The sequence below is a fragment of the Sphingomonas sp. PAMC 26617 genome (assembly GCF_000242835.1).
In the GTDB taxonomy this organism is placed as follows: domain Bacteria; phylum Pseudomonadota; class Alphaproteobacteria; order Sphingomonadales; family Sphingomonadaceae; genus Sphingomonas.
In genome coordinates, this window is sequence record NZ_JH594425.1 from 33,893 (window position 1) to 49,922 (window position 16,030).

The following is a 16,030-nucleotide window of genomic DNA, read 5'->3' on the forward strand; positions in this document are numbered from 1 at the left end:
ATGGGGCGATGCCCCTGTTACTGGAGACTACACATGGCAGACCTCAACGCGCTGGTTGACCAGCTTTCGGCCCTCACCGTCATCGAAGCAGCAGACCTGTCGAAGATGCTCGAAGAGAAGTGGGGCGTTTCGGCCGCAGCAGCAGTCGCAGCAGCTCCGGCAGCTGGCGGCGGCGCAGCAGCACCGGTTGCTGAAGAGCAGACCGAATTCGACGTCATCCTCACCGGCGACGGTGGCAAGAAGATCAACGTCATCAAGGAAGTCCGTGCGATCACCGCGCTCGGCCTGACCGAAGCGAAGACGCTGGTCGAGTCGGCTCCCAAGGCCGTCAAGGAAGGCGTTTCGAAGGACGAAGCAGCCAAGATCAAGGCGCAGCTCGAAGCAGCTGGCGCGACCGTCGAAGTCAAGTAAGGCAGGCGAAGGGCGGCGGGCAACCGGCGCCCTTCCCTTCCGGACCTTGGTTCGAACCGAAAAGGGCGGCCCCTCTCGAGGGGGTCGCCCTTTTTGCGTCCGGCGGGTGGTGGAGCCGTGCGTTTGCCCCCGACCGTTCGCCCAACAAAGCGCCCGTCTCCCTTAGCCCCTCCCCTTCAGGAGCGTCGGGTGAACAGCGCCCCGCGCTGTTCAGGTCATGCCGGGGGCATGACCGACCCGACGCTGGGTTGGGGTGGGGAAGTGCCTCGCAGAGAACACCCCCTAGACCCACGCCACGCCAAACTGCCCCGAAACGACCGCAGCCAGGCGGTCCGCATCCCGGTCGAATGCGAACGTCCTGCGCGCGCAGCCCCCTCCTGGCCGCCGGGGATGCCTAAACAGGCGGCGACAGGGCCCGGGCGCCCTACCGCGCGGCGACGAAGCTGCCGACGATGGTTCTGGTTCCGCTCCTGAACTGGAAGACGCCGCCGACCTGCAGCGCGTTGACGCCGTAGGTCTGCCCCTGGAACGTTCCGGGTAGCGGGCTCGTCTGGCCGAAGCCGGTCAGCGTCAGCGACGTGCCCTGGAGCACGCCGCTCGCCAGCGCATCTGCGACCAGATCGACCGTGAACGGCTTGGTGGTATCGCTGAGCGCCTGGAACTGGCTGACCGTGATGTGGCCTAATGCGCCCCCTGCGGTCGCGGCATAATTTACCGTGATCGTAACCGGCCCGATGAACTGCGTGGCTACACCGGTACCGTCGCCATAATCATAGGCATAGCCGACCGCTTCGCCGGTATAGGTATAGGTGCCGGTCGTCGGTCGCGTTGCCGGGGCAGTCGGATCGCCGATCACGCTGAACGCATGCTGGTTGCCGAGCGAGCCTGCGCTACTGGCATAGCCGATGAGATAGACGTTCTTGACCGGCGTGTTGGTGCTCGTCTGGCCAGCCGCGGGCACGCCTTGCTCGGCGCTGTAAATGTCGATCTGATCCCCGGTGCGCGTTATGCCGCCGTTCGAGAGGACCGAGACGGGGATGATCCGCTTCGTGCCGTCGGCGCCGATATAGGTCTGCGGCGCCTGGAACGGGATCGCCGGATCGTTGCTGAAGCTTTCCGTAATGCCGTTGATCACCAGCGTCGCGGTCTCGTTGCCGTTGATGTTCAACCCGGCGATCGTGCCATTGCCATCCGGGTCGGTGATCGATCCGGTCAGGCTGCCAAGGCCGGTCGCGGCCACCGCGCTGACCGGCGACGAGAAATTTGCGACAGGCGTCGGTGTGGGAGTGGGTGTCGGCGCAGGAGCCGGTGTCGGCGTTGGGGTCGGAGTGGGTGTCGTCACCGCAGTCACCCCGCCGCCGCTCGCTCCATTGCCACCGCATCCACTGACGAGCGCCAACGCCGAACAGGCACCGGCGAACCTGACAAACACCTTGCTTCGGATCATACCAATAAATCCCCCTGAAACGTACCACAGTCCTGCCGACACAGTAACAACAGTCTATAGGATCGAAGTCGAGGGAGCCGCAACGCCGTTATGCGTATCAAATAATGGATGTTTGTGCCTGAACGGTCGAACCCGGTCGATATTTGCCTGACCTATTCTTCCCCCCGATAGCTGCCGGTTGGTTTTCCCGAGACGGTGGCTTGCAATCGCGTGCGGAACGGCGAAAAGTGGTGGGAAAGCGACGGTCCGGTTTGAGGTGGCTCTTTCGAAAAGAGGACCTCAATAAAGTGGCAACAATGCTCTGCGTAAGACGGATTTCATGACAATCCGCGGGCACCTTGTCAGGGCAGCTTTGTGCCTGCTCCTCGTCTTTAGTCCTGTCGGCGCGCCTCTGATCGGAGTGTTCATTACCGAAATATGCCCCGTCGATCACACAGTCTTCGCAGATGGGCCGTTCGCGTTGGACTTGGCGTATTGCGGTATCAACAAACCCATCGAGTTCTTTTATCAACGATCGCTATTCCTTCCGGTCATCCCAGTTTTTTTCTTTGACCCCTTGGTGGGAGGTCTCCTTGCGATCGTCTGGTGGCTCTGCGTTATCGCCGTGGCTGGTCGGTGCGTCTGGCATGTGTGGCGAACTGTATCTGCGCTAACGATTGCGCGTATCTGAAGAAGTCGTGTCCGCTTTCGGCGGTAGTATTATGGTTGATCTACGGCAGCCATTGGGCGACCGCGGAAGGGCCTCTTTCCGCCCGATGGCCGGTGCGCCTTCGGAAACGGCGGTCGCGTTCATCGCCGCCGAACGTCGCCATGCGGCGGAAATTGGTCTGGCCACTATTCGTTGGTGAACTATAGTATGAAGCCGTTCATTCCCAACGCCATATCGACAGTCTCGGCCCGGCTCCGTCAAGCGCGATCACAACTTGCATCCAGCCCCGCCGCGGCTTTGTGCGGGCGCATGCTAGCGCTTGGTAGCAAAGGCAAGGGTCAGCACGAAGTCAGGCCGGCTCGGATCGACATCCTTCAACCGGAAACCGACGCCACCGGCAAGTTCCTCGCTCGCAGGGCCGTAGGCCGTATATGCGATCTGACCGGTGCCGCTCGTAAAACGACCCGACGCGCTCATCTGCGCAAGCGTACCGTTCTTCATGATGGTGAAACTACCCAAGGTCTCGGTTGCCCCGGTAAGGTCGTTGACGCCGGTCAAGGTGATCGTGCCGGACAAGGACCCGCTCGCAAAGTTGACGATCAAGCTCGCCTGCCCGCTTAGCGCGTAAACCGGAACGCCGCTCGTATAGGAATCCCGCAAGCCGACCCCAGTTACGATCCCTTGATAAGCGGTGTCGCTGCCGGGAAGCGCTGCGCCTGCCGATGGTGCAATGCCGTAAGAGAAAGCCTGCAGAGTATCCGGCGAAAGCAAGGGGGGCTTTCCCGGTAGCATGCGCACTTCGTAAATTCCGATCGAAGCGTAAGTCAGCGCTATCAGCGAGTTCGTCGGACCGGGATTGAGCAGCCGCAGGCTGTAGCTCGGGAAGCCGGAACCGGGCACGCTGTAGACGGAATAGTCCGACGTCGATTGCGCCGCCACGCGCTGCGCTTCGCCGAAATCGGTGTAAGTGATCGGTACTTCCGTGGCCGGATTATAGGTCGGGTCAAACACACGATAAGTCTTGGTTGCGGCGAAATATTGGACGAACGTAGCGCTTGATCCCGCGCCCACCGCGTTCACGCTATTTTGGTTCGCCGCGTTACGCCCATACTTCAACTGGCCATACGGGGTGACGAACTGCTGGTCGTAGCTCAGGTCGGTGAGCGTCGTGTTGGTTGGCGTCGGCGCAGGGGTCGGCGTTGACGTTGGCGTTGGCGTTGGCGCCGGCGTCGGACCGGGGGTCGGGCTCGGGGTCGGGGAAGGCGTTACGACAGGAACCGACGTCGGATCCCCTCCGCTGCAACTGCTCAGGAACAAGCCGATAATGGATAGTGCGATTTGACGGTGACGCATGGTTCCCTCGTATCTCTTTCACGCACTTTCGGTACACGTATTAGAAGGGAAGAGCGCCAGCAACGGATATCACCAACAAGTTAAATCTAATTCGTTTGAAGGAGATATTCGTGACATTTCGTAGCAGTCCCGCGTCCTTAGCAAAGCGTCACTTTGAAAAGGAGTAGGCGGCTGGAATAGCTTTAGCGGCCACCCGCTCAATCCAAGGCTACTATGAGAAACGAACGAGTGACTGGTTTTAGGATACAGACGTGGGGACTAAACGTCCCACTTGGGCGTTTCCGGTCCGTCCGATCTTGGGCGTTACCAGTCGTCAACCGCGACGAGTTTGCCCCCCCCCCGTCCGGCACCCCCCTCAAGCCACCGCCACCCCCCGCGCGACCTCCGCCAGCACCCGCACCCCCCGCCGCTCCGCGACAAACCCCGCCGCGCGCAGCTGCACCGCCGCGATCATCACCACCATGATGCTGACGAGCACCGCGTCGAGCGCTAGCATTCCCCACATCACACCCGCCGACTGCCCCATCGCATAGCGGTTGAGCGCCTGATGCGCCGCGTTGAACGGCAGCCGGGTGACGAACACCATCAGCAAGACGACGAAATACCACCACCCTGTCGCACGCGCCGAAGCGACCGGGCCAAAGCCCGTTGTCCCGATCGCGGCGTTGACGAACCACAGCAGCAGCAGCGGCTCGAGCAGTTGCTGGCCGAGCCCGAAGACGAGCCGCACCCCCATCACTGCCGGTGCGGTCGGCGTGGTCCCCAGCGCCGCGAGGATCGGCTCGGCATAGATGATCGCCAGCGCCGGGACCAACTGGAACACCACCACCCCCGCATAGCGCCGCCACGCCAGCGCGGGCACGCGCAGCGCCGCGCGCGCATCGTCCAGCACGAGGAAGCGCACCGCGAAGAAGGCGAGCGCCCAGGTCGCGACCATCTTGGGCCAGCCGAGCGCCATCCGTACCGGCGTCAGGCTCGCCGCCTTGCGCACCGCCGGATCGAGCGAGAAGAAGCCGGTGTGGACTTCGATCACATGCTGCACCAGTTCGAGCGCGATCATCCCGGCGACCAGCCACGGCAGCGCGCGCAGCGCCTTCACGCCATCGCCGAACCCGCCCGCCCAGTTTGTGAAAAAGCGTTTCATGTCGTTTCCCCCTCTGCTTCGAACCGCAAGATGTCCCCCGGCTGGCAGTCCAGCGCCGTGCAGATTGCCTCCAGCGTCGAGAAGCGGATCGCGCGCGCCTTGCCCGTCTTGAGGATCGACAGATTGACGACGGTCAGGTCGACCGCGGCGGCGAGCTCGGTCAGCGTCATCCGCCGGTCATGGAGCATCGCCTCGAGCGTGACGACGACCGGCATCAGACCGTCATCGCCAGATCGTCGCGCATCTCCGCGCCGCGCTGGAACACGCGCGCAAGCACGAACAGCATCAGCACCACGATCCAGCCGCTGAAGGTCGGGGTCCAGCTCGGCATCTCGAGATGCCGCGCCATCGCCCAGGCGGTAAAGCCTCCGAGCCCGAGGTCGAGCAGCTGGATCACCAGCATTGCCCAGGCGATCGTGTGGAGCCGCTTCGCACTGGCGGCGGTGAACGGGTCGCCCGCGCGCACCGTCGCGACGATCGCGAGCAGGGCCTTGAAGATCTGGTGGAGCGTGACCCCCGAAACGATCCCCGCCACCGCGAGCAACCGAAGACCCCAAATGATCGCGCCGACATCCATCGCCGGCCCGTATTTGCGGGTCAGCTGCGCCGTCAGCGCGCCGTCGAGCGGGAAGGACACGAGGATCGCAACCGCGAACATGACCGCTGCAGCGATGTTCACATAGAGAAAACCGCGCAGCACCAGCCGCGCTGCGCTTAGAACCCGGTCCTGTCCCGCCATATGCCACTCATATCGTTTATCGATGTCAAACGTATCGATAAACGATATGGCGTCAAGTGGTAACGCCATCCGTGTACGCGATGATCGCCACGTTCTGGACCATCCGCGCCCCGGCATCGAGGCGGAACGGCTGCAACCGCCCCCCCGTCCCCGGGTCGATCCCGATGACGAACGGCCGCGCGGTCTGGCCCTTCCCGCCATTCGACCCGTCCCCCGCCAGCCCGTAGCGTAGGTTGACCGCGAGCAGCGGCACCACCATCGCCCGCCCGCCGATCTCGACCGTCTCGATCGTCTCCTTGGGGTGCATCGCCATCCCACCGAGATCGACCGCGGTCCCCGGCGGCAGGTCGAACGGCGCGGCGATCGACTTGTCGATCGGCATCGCGAACAGCGCCGCCAGCAGCGCATCGTGCTGCGTCCCCATCCCGAGCAGGCGGATATCGACCCGGATCCCGGTCGCCAGCGCGTCGCCGACGTTGCGCACGACGATCTTGTAATCGACCGCCACGCTCAACAGGTTGGTCCCGCCGCGGGTCGCGACGCACTCGATCTCGATCCGCGCGCGCGCTGCGGTCGCGGCTGGCACCGGTGGCGGCGTCGGAGCGGTTGGTGCCGGAGCGACCGCCCCCCGCGGCGCGGCGACCGGGAGTTCGGGGGGCGCCGCATCCTCGGGCGCTTCACCCGCATCCCCGCGCTGCCCCCGACGCCACACCAGCAGCGCCACCCCTGCCAGCGCCGCAGCCAAGATCGCCAGCGCCACCCAGCCCCAGGACGAGCGCGTCTCGGTTACCGGCGCGGCTTGCGAAGAGGTTTGCGGCGTGGCCGAAACTGCGGGCGTCGGTGCGGCGGTTACGGGTGTCGGCGCAACGGTAGCAGGAGTCGGCGCCGTCACCGGCTCGGGCAGCGGCCCCGTTGGCGGCGCTGCTGCGGTCGGAGTCGCGACGGGCTCGGGCCGCGCCGGTACAACGACGCGCGGTGCCGGGGTCGGCCGCGCGACCGGGGTCGGGCGGACGGTCGGAACAACCCGCGGCGGTTCGACCGGTGCCGTGACAACAGGCGCGGCGGGGCTCGGCGTCGGGCGCGGCGCAGTAGCGCCCGTCGTCGGCTCGGCATCGGGCGCGACGCGTGGGGTCGGCCGCGACGACGGCAAGCTGAAGCCGCCAAGATCGGGCAGTGGCGTCGCCGGCGCGGAGGTCTGCGCAGAGGCCGGAGCCGCTAGCGCGGTGGCGAGGGCGAATGGAACGGAGCGGGAGAGGTTCTTCACAGTCCCGGCCATAGCGACAATATGACGTGCGCCAAAGCATACCGTCCGACGCGCCCCACGATCCACCGCGCGCGACAGTCGGCTCGCCCGATCGGACTCCGCCCGCGCCGCGTGTCAATCCATGATTTGACACCCCGGACCACCGTCCCTATATGGCGCACTCCACCACAGTCTTCGGGAAACGACGTGCCGTCGCGCAGCTCGTCGATCGTATTGGGATTGTGGTTTCACGAGACGCATGAAAGCTGCTGTCGTTCCACTCCTGTGGAGGACATGCGGCTTTTTGCGTTTTCGGCGTGCCCGCCCGGGCGTTTCCGGGCACGAATTTAGAGCTTGAGGGCAAAAACTCCATGGCGACCAAGGCAACCAACGAGGGCACGGCCAAGCCGCGCGCAGCAGAAAGCGGCACCGCCAAGCGCCGCATCCGCAAGGTTTTCGGCAACATCCACGAAGTCGTGCAGATGCCGAACCTGATCGAGGTCCAGCGCGAAAGCTACGAGCAGTTCCTGCGTTCCGACCCCGCGATCGGGTATGTCTCGGGTCTCGAGAAGACGCTGCGCAGCGTCTTCCCGATCCGCGATTTCGCGGGCACCGCCGAACTCGACTTCGTCAATTACGAGCTCGAGCCCCCCAAGTTCGACACCGACGAGTGCCGCCAGCGCGGCATCACCTACGCGGCGCCGATGCGGGTCACGCTGCGCCTGATCGTGTTCGAGGTGGACGCCGACACCGATTCGCGTTCAGTCCTCGATATCAAGGAGCAGGACGTCTACATGGGCGACATGCCCCTGATGACGGGCAACGGCACCTTCATCATCAACGGCACCGAGCGTGTCATCGTCTCGCAGATGCACCGTTCGCCGGGCGTGCTGTTCGACCATGATCGCGGCAAGACCCACGCATCGGGCAAGTATCTGTTCGCCGCGCGCGTCATTCCGTATCGCGGGTCGTGGCTCGACTTCGAGTTCGACGCCAAGGACATCGTTAACGTCCGCATCGATCGCAAGCGCAAGCTGCCGGTTACGGCGCTGCTCTATGCGCTCGGCATGACCGGCGAGGAGATCCTCAACCACTTCTACAACCGCGTGACCTTCGTCCGTGGCCAGGGTGGCTGGATCATCCCGTTCCAGCCCGAGAACTGGCGTGGCCAGAAGCCGATGTACGACATCATCGACGCCAAGACCGGCGAGATCGTGTTCGCCAACGGCCAGAAGATCAGCCCGCGTGCCGCCAACAAGGCAGCCAAGGACGGCCTGACCGACCTGCTGATCCCGACCGAGGAAATCTTCGGTCGCTACAGCGCCTATGACCTGATCAACGACAACACCGGCCAGATCTACATCGAGGCGGGCGACGAAGTGTCGGCCGAGAACCTCGAGCTGCTCGACCAGGCCGGCATCGATCGCATCGAATTGCTCGACATCGATCACGTCGCGACGGGTCCGTGGATCCGCAACACGCTCAAGGTCGACAAGGCCGAGGAGCGCGAGCAGGCGCTGTCCGATATCTACCGCGTCATGCGCCCGGGCGAGCCGCCCACGCTCGAGACCGCAGAGTCGCTGTTCAGCGGCCTGTTCTTCGATCCCGACCGGTACGACCTGTCGGCGGTTGGTCGTGTGAAGCTCAACATGCGTCTCGACCTCGACGTCGAGGACACCGTCACCACGCTCCGCACCGAGGATATTCTCGAGGTCGTCAAGACGCTCGTGAACCTCAAGGACGGTAAGGGCGACATCGACGATATCGACAACCTCGGTAACCGTCGTGTGCGTTCGGTCGGCGAGTTGCTCGAGAACCAGTATCGCGTCGGTCTGCTCCGCATGGAGCGCGCCGTGAAGGAGCGTATGTCGTCGGTCGACGTGTCGACCGTGATGCCGAACGACCTGATCAACGCGAAGCCCGCGGTTGCCGCGGTCCGCGAATTCTTTGGCTCGTCGCAGCTGTCGCAGTTCATGGATCAGACCAACCCGCTGTCGGAAGTCACCCACAAGCGACGCGTGTCGGCGCTTGGACCGGGTGGTCTGACGCGTGAGCGCGCAGGCTTCGAAGTCCGCGACGTTCACCCGACGCATTATGGCCGCATCTGCCCGATCGAGACGCCGGAAGGCCCGAACATCGGTCTGATCAACTCGCTCGCGTCGTTCAGCCGCGTCAACAAATATGGCTTCATCGAGACGCCGTACCGCAAGGTCATCGACCACAAGGTAACCGACGACGTCGTGTACCTGTCGGCGATGGAAGAGGCCAAGCACACGATCGCACAGGCCAACGCTGACCTGAGCGCGGACGGCACCTTCACCGAGGAACTCGTTTCGTCGCGTCAGGCGGGCGAATTCCTGATGGCGATCCCCACCAACATCACGTTGATGGACGTCAGCCCCAAGCAGCTCGTCTCGGTCGCTGCATCGCTCATTCCGTTCCTGGAAAACGATGACGCCAACCGCGCGCTGATGGGCTCGAACATGCAGCGTCAGGCGGTTCCGCTCGTCCAGGCCGAAGCGCCGTTCGTCGGCACCGGCATGGAAGAGACCGTGGCACGCGATTCGGGTGCGGCGATCTCGGCCAAGCGGGCGGGCATCGTCGACCAGGTCGACGCGGCGCGTATCGTCATCCGCGCAACCGGCGAGATCGATGCCGGCCAGTCGGGTGTCGACATCTACACGCTGATGAAGTTCCAGCGCTCGAACCAGAACACCTGCATCAACCAGCGTCCGCTGGTGAAGGTGGGCGACGTGATTACCGCCGGCGACGTCATCGCCGACGGCCCGTCGACCGAGTTCGGTGAGCTCGCCCTCGGCCGTAACGCGCTCGTCGCGTTCATGCCGTGGAACGGGTATAACTACGAGGATTCGATCCTCATCTCCGAGCGCATCGTCAAGGACGACGTCTTCACCTCGATCCACATCGAGGAATTCGAAGTCATGGCGCGCGACACCAAGCTCGGGCCGGAAGACATCACGCGCGATATCCCCAACGTCGGTGAGGAAGCGCTTCGCAACCTCGACGAGGCTGGCATCGTGTACATCGGTGCAGAGGTCGAGCCGGGCGATATTCTCGCGGGCAAAATCACGCCGAAGGGCGAAAGCCCGATGACGCCGGAAGAAAAGCTGCTCCGCGCGATCTTCGGTGAGAAGGCGTCGGACGTGCGCGACACCTCGCTCCGCCTGCCGCCGGGTGTTGCCGGGACGGTCGTCGAGGTCCGGGTGTTCAACCGCCACGGCATCGACAAGGACGAGCGTGCGATGGCGATCGAGCGCGAGGAAATCGAGCGCCTGAAAAAGGACTCGGACGACGAGCGCAGCATCCTCAACCGCGCGACCTGGTCGCGTCTGCGCGAGATGCTGATCGGCCAGACGGCAACCGCCGTCCCCAAGAACGGGCCGAAGAAGGGCGTGGTCATCGACCAGGACGTCCTCGACAGCGTCGATCGTCACGAGTGGTGGAAGTTCGCGGTTGCCGACGACAAGACCCAGAGCGATCTGGAAGCGGTCAAGACGCAGTATGACGATGCCGCCAAGCTGATCCTCGACAAGTTCCACGATCGTCGCGACAAGCTCGAGCGTGGTGACGAGCTGCCGCCAGGCGTGCTCAAGATGGTCAAGGTGTTCGTCGCGGTGAAGCGCAAGCTGCAGCCGGGCGACAAGATGGCCGGCCGTCACGGGAACAAGGGCGTCATCAGCCGCATCCTGCCGGCGGAAGACATGCCGTTCCTCGCCGACGGCACGCCGGTCGATCTCGTGCTCAACCCGCTGGGCGTGCCGTCGCGCATGAACGTTGGTCAGATCTTCGAGACGCATCTCGGTTGGGCTGCCCGTAACCTCGGTCAGCAGGTCCATCGTGCGCTCGAGGAATGGCGCGATGCCAATCCTGAGCCGAAGCCGGGCGACATGCCCGACGCGGTCAAGGCACGGCTGCTCGAAGTCTACGGCGATCACTATGCCGCAGACATCGAGGCGCGGACTGCCGAGCAGATCATCGAGCTCACGGACAACCTGCGCACCGGTATCCCGATGGGAACGCCCGTGTTCGACGGTGCCCGCGAAGCCGACGTTTCGGCGATGCTGGAACTGGCGGGTCTCGATACGTCGGGTCAGTCGGATCTGTTCGACGGACGCACCGGGGATCAGTTCGACCGCAAGGTGACCGTGGGCATCATCTACATGCTCAAGCTCCACCATCTGGTCGACGACAAGATCCACGCCCGGTCGATCGGGCCGTACTCGCTCGTCACGCAGCAGCCGCTGGGTGGTAAGGCGCAGTTCGGTGGCCAGCGCTTCGGCGAGATGGAGGTCTGGGCGCTTCAGGCATATGGTGCTGCGTACACCTTGCAGGAAATGCTCACGGTCAAGTCGGACGACGTCGTCGGGCGCACCAAGGTCTATGAGGCGATAGTCAAGGGTGACGACACGTTCGAGGCCGGGATTCCGGAGAGCTTCAACGTTCTCGTCAAGGAAATGCGCTCACTCGGCCTCAACATCGAGCTGACCACGACCGAGCATTTCGACAGCGACGGCGTCGCGATCGCGGCGGAATAACAAGAGCCTCCCCTCCTGCTTGCGGGAGGGGATTGAGGGATGGGCTCCCGGCCCGCGGCCGACCGCACGGTCGCTACCGGGTGCCCACCCCCTCCCAGCCTGAAGAGGCTGGGTCCCTCCCCCTCCCGCACGCGGGTGGGGGTAAGATTTCGAGGAAAGGTTCATCTCCATGAACGAACTGACCAATTTCGCGAACCCGGTCGTCAAGGCCGAGACCTTCGACCAGATCCAGATCGGCATCGCCAGCCCGGACAAGATCCGCAGCTGGTCGTTCGGTGAGATCAAGAAGCCTGAGACCATCAACTATCGCACGTTCAAGCCTGAGCGTGACGGCCTGTTCTGTGCGCGCATCTTCGGTCCGATCAAGGATTACGAGTGCCTGTGCGGCAAGTACAAGCGCATGAAGTACAAGGGCATCGTCTGCGAGAAGTGCGGCGTCGAAGTCACCGTCTCGAAGGTCCGGCGTGAGCGCATGGGCCATATCGAGTTGGCCGCCCCGGTTGCGCACATCTGGTTCCTGAAGTCGCTGCCGTCGCGCATCGGCCTGCTGCTCGACATGCAGCTCAAGCAGCTCGAGCGCGTGCTGTACTTCGAGGCGTATATCGTGATCGAGCCGGGCCTGACCCCGCTCGAAAAGTACCAGCTGATGACCGAGGACGAGCTCCTCGACGCACAGGACGAGTATGGCGAAGACGCCTTCTCGGCCGGCATCGGCGCGGAAGCCGTCCGCATCATGCTGCAGGACCTCGATCTCGAGGGCGAGCGCAAGGAGCTCCTCGAGGAGCTCGCGGTCACCAAGTCCGAGCTTAAGCCCAAGAAGATTATCAAGCGCCTGAAGGTCGTCGAGAGCTTCATCGATTCGGGCAACCGCCCGGAGTGGATGATCCTCGAGGTCGTTCCGGTCATCCCGCCCGAGCTGCGCCCGCTGGTGCCGCTGGACGGTGGTCGTTTCGCGACGTCGGATCTGAACGATCTGTATCGCCGCGTGATCAACCGCAACAACCGCCTCAAGCGTCTGATGGAGCTCCGCGCGCCGGACATCATCGTCCGCAACGAGAAGCGCATGCTGCAGGAGGCCGTCGACGCATTGTTCGATAACGGTCGCCGCGGTCGCACGATCACGGGCGCCAACAAGCGTCCGCTCAAGTCGCTGTCCGACATGCTCAAGGGCAAGCAGGGCCGCTTCCGCCAGAACTTGCTCGGCAAGCGCGTCGATTATTCGGGTCGTTCGGTCATCGTGACCGGTCCGGAACTCAAGCTGCACCAGTGCGGTCTGCCGAAGAAGATGGCGCTCGAGCTGTTCAAGCCGTTCATCTACGCGCGTCTCGATGCCAAGGGTCTGTCGATGACCCTGAAGCAGGCGAAGAAGTGGGTCGAGAAGGAGCGCAAGGAAGTCTGGGATATCCTGGACGAGGTGATCCGCGAGCATCCGGTCATGCTGAACCGTGCGCCGACGCTTCACCGTCTTGGCATCCAAGCGTTCGAGCCGGTGCTGATCGAGGGCAAGGCGATCCAGCTTCACCCGCTGGTCTGCTCGGCGTTCAACGCCGATTTCGACGGCGATCAGATGGCGGTCCACGTGCCGCTGTCGCTGGAAGCACAGCTCGAAGCACGCGTCCTGATGATGTCGACCAACAACATCCTGTCGCCCGCGAACGGCAAGCCGATCATCGTGCCGTCGCAGGACATGGTGCTGGGTCTGTATTATCTGTCGATGCTCAAGGAAGGCGAGCCCGGCGAGGGCATGATGATCTCCGACATGCAGGAGGTTCATCACGCGATCGAGGCTGGCGCGGTCACGCTCCACACCAAGATCATCAGCCGCGTCCCGCAGACCGACGAGGACGGCAAGCAGTACCTCAAGCGCTATGAGACCACCCCCGGTCGCATGCTGCTCGGCGAGTGCCTGCCGCAGAACCACAAGGTGCCGTTCGACATCGTCAACCGCCTTCTGACCAAGAAGGATGTCGGCGACGTGATCGACGAGGTCTATCGCCACGCCGGCCAGAAGGACACGGTGCTGTTCGCCGATGCGATCATGTCGCTGGGCTTCAAGCACGCGTTCAAGGCGGGGATCTCGTTCGGCAAGGACGACATGATCATTCCGGACGCCAAGATCGCCCTGGTCGACGAGACCAAGGGTCTGGTGAAGGACTTCGAGCAGCAATATCAGGACGGCCTGATCACGCAGCAGGAGAAGTACAACAAGGTGATCGACGCCTGGAGCCGTTGCGGCGATCAGGTCGCGAACGCGATGATGAACGAGATCAAGGCGGTCAAGCATTACGACGACGGTCCCAACAAGGGCCGCGAGAAGCCGATCAACTCGATCTACATGATGGCCCACTCGGGTGCTCGTGGTTCGCAGGCGCAGATCAAGCAGCTTGCCGGTATGCGTGGTCTGATGGCCAAGCCGTCGGGCGAGATCATTGAAACGCCGATCATCTCGAACTTTAAGGAAGGCCTGACCGTCCTCGAATACTTCAACTCCACCCACGGTGCCCGTAAGGGTCTCGCGGATACGGCATTGAAGACCGCCAACTCGGGCTACCTCACCCGCCGTCTCGTCGACGTGTCGCAGGATTGCGTCATCATCGAGGAGGATTGCGGGACGACCCGTGCGCTCGAAATGCGTGCGATCGTTCAGGGCGGTTCGACCATCGCGTCGCTCGGTGAGCGCATCCTCGGTCGTACGACCGCGGAAGACATCGTGGACAGCAAGACCGGCGAGATCGTGATCCCGTCGGGCACGCTGCTCGACGAGCCGATGGTTGCGCGGATCGAGGCAGTCGGGACGCAGTCGTGCAAGATCCGCTCGCCGCTGGTCTGCGAGACCAAGATCGGTGTCTGCGGCAAGTGCTACGGGCGCGATCTCGCCCGCGGTACGCCGGTGAACATCGGTGAAGCGGTCGGCGTCATCGCCGCGCAGTCGATCGGTGAGCCGGGCACGCAGCTGACCATGCGTACCTTCCACATCGGTGGTGCGGCGCAGCTCAACGAGCAGTCCAACCTGGAGGCAGTGGCCGACGGCACGATGGAATATCGTGATCTTCGCACCATCACCGACCAGCGTGGCCGCCGCGTCGTGCTCAGCCGTTCGGGCGAAATCGCGATCGTCGACATGGACGGCCGCGAGCGCGCGGTGCACCGCATTCCGTACGGCGCGTACGTGCTGTTCGACGATGGCCACATCGTCGAAAAGGGCGATCGTCTGGCGGAGTGGGATCCCTTCACCATGCCGGTGATCACCGAGAACCCCGGTGTCGTGAAGTACGTCGATCTGATCGAGGGCAAGACCCTCACCGAGCAGGCCGATGAAGCGACCGGTATCTCGCAGCGTGTCGTCATCGAATATCGTGCCACGACCAAGGCCAAGGAAGATCTTCGTCCGCGCCTCACCCTCACGGGTGAAAGCGCAGAGGAAGCCGGCCGATATATGCTGGTTCCGGGCGCGACGCTCTCGGTCGAGGATGGGGCGACGGTTTCGGGCGGCGACGTTCTGGCCCGTGTCAGCCGCGAGAGCGCCAAGACGCGCGACATCACCGGTGGTCTGCCGCGTGTTGCCGAGCTGTTCGAGGCCCGCAAGCCGAAGGAGAATGCGATCATCGCAAAGGTCTCCGGCCGCGTGGTGTTCGGCAAGGATTACAAGGCGAAGCGCAAGATCGGTATCCAGCCCGAGGACGGCGGTGATGTCGTGGAGTATCTGGTGCCGAAGTCGAAGGTCATCGACGTGCAGGAAGGCGATTACGTCAAGCGCGGCGACAACCTGATCGGTGGTTCGCCCGATCCGCACGACATTCTCGAAGTGCTCGGCATCGAGCCCTTGGCGGAATATCTCGTGTCGGAAATTCAGGAGGTCTATCGTCTCCAGGGCGTGAAGATCAACGACAAGCACATCGAAACGATCGTTCGTCAGATGCTGCAGAAGGTCGAGATCACCGACGGCGGCGACACCACGCTGCTCGCCGGCGAGCAAGTCGATCGCGACGAGATGGACGAGATCAACTCGAAGATCGACAAGAAGGAGCGTCCGGCACAGGGCAAGCCCGTCCTGCTCGGCATCACCAAGGCGTCGCTGCAGACCCGCAGCTTCATCTCGGCGGCGTCGTTCCAGGAGACCACCCGAGTCCTTACCGAGGCTTCGGTGCAGGGCAAGAAGGACACGCTGACCGGTCTCAAGGAGAACGTGATCGTGGGTCGTCTTATCCCGGCGGGTACGGGAGCGGGGCTTAACCGCCTGCGCGTCACTGCTTCGTCGCGCGATGCGGCGCTGCGGGTCCAGCAGCGGCGTCTCGCGGAGGTTGCGATCGTCGCGCCGAACTCGGCGAAGGAAGAGCATGACGCAGAGCTCGCGCGCTCCACGCGTGACTCGGGCGGTGCCGGGAGCGATCCGCTCGCGGCCGTCACCACCAGCGGTCATGGCACCGATGCCGATGCGGGCGAGTATCTGAACAAGGAGTAAGCTCCGCGTTCGGGTGATCTGCCTGA

9 protein-coding genes are annotated in these 16,030 nt (G+C 63.7%); 3 read left to right on the plus strand and 6 right to left on the minus strand.

From position 1 onward, the window contains the following. Positions 1–33: 33 nt before the first annotated feature. Positions 34–411, plus strand: a complete 378-nt coding sequence (rplL, locus tag RH91_RS00145) for a 50S ribosomal protein L7/L12 (protein WP_010160423.1) — start codon at positions 34–36, stop codon at positions 409–411. A gap of 424 nt (positions 412–835) precedes the next feature. On the opposite strand, the gene RH91_RS00150 is transcribed toward rplL, so the two are convergent. From RH91_RS00150 to RH91_RS22920, 6 genes are all read right to left on the minus strand, one after another. Next, positions 836–1,651, minus strand: a complete 816-nt coding sequence (locus tag RH91_RS00150) for a hypothetical protein (protein WP_010160424.1) — start codon at positions 1,649–1,651, stop codon at positions 836–838. Positions 1,652–2,819: 1,168 nt separating this feature from the next. Beyond that, positions 2,820–3,860 (minus strand): hypothetical protein, encoded by a 1,041-nt coding sequence (locus RH91_RS22745; RefSeq protein ID WP_086010149.1) that lies wholly within the window; start codon positions 3,858–3,860, stop codon positions 2,820–2,822. A 355-nt stretch (positions 3,861–4,215) separates the two neighbouring features. Then, positions 4,216–5,004, minus strand: a complete 789-nt coding sequence (locus RH91_RS00165) for a hypothetical protein (protein WP_010160427.1) — start codon at positions 5,002–5,004, stop codon at positions 4,216–4,218. Beyond that, a complete protein-coding gene (locus RH91_RS00170) occupies positions 5,001–5,219 on the minus strand; it encodes a helix-turn-helix domain-containing protein (RefSeq protein WP_010160428.1) in 219 nt (72 codons plus the stop codon). The genes RH91_RS00165 and RH91_RS00170 overlap by 4 nt, the downstream gene beginning before the upstream one ends. Beyond that, the gene (locus tag RH91_RS00175) at positions 5,219–5,743 is read right to left on the minus strand and encodes a DUF2975 domain-containing protein (RefSeq protein ID WP_010160429.1); all 525 of its coding nucleotides are present in this window, start codon (positions 5,741–5,743) and stop codon (positions 5,219–5,221) included. The genes RH91_RS00170 and RH91_RS00175 overlap by 1 nt, the downstream gene beginning before the upstream one ends. A gap of 52 nt (positions 5,744–5,795) precedes the next feature. Further along, on the minus strand, positions 5,796–7,007 hold the full coding sequence (locus tag RH91_RS22920) for a hypothetical protein (protein WP_232283348.1): 1,212 nt from the start codon (positions 7,005–7,007) through the stop codon (positions 5,796–5,798). A gap of 350 nt (positions 7,008–7,357) precedes the next feature. Here RH91_RS22920 and rpoB point away from each other — a divergent pair, with 350 nt between their 5' ends. Further along, positions 7,358–11,542: a DNA-directed RNA polymerase subunit beta gene (gene rpoB / locus RH91_RS00185; protein WP_010160433.1), complete on the plus strand. Its 4,185-nt coding sequence runs from the start codon at positions 7,358–7,360 to the stop codon at positions 11,540–11,542. Positions 11,543–11,711: 169 nt separating this feature from the next. Continuing rightward, positions 11,712–16,004, plus strand: a complete 4,293-nt coding sequence (gene rpoC / locus RH91_RS00190; RefSeq protein WP_010160434.1) for a DNA-directed RNA polymerase subunit beta' — start codon at positions 11,712–11,714, stop codon at positions 16,002–16,004. Positions 16,005–16,030 lie beyond the last annotated feature (26 nt).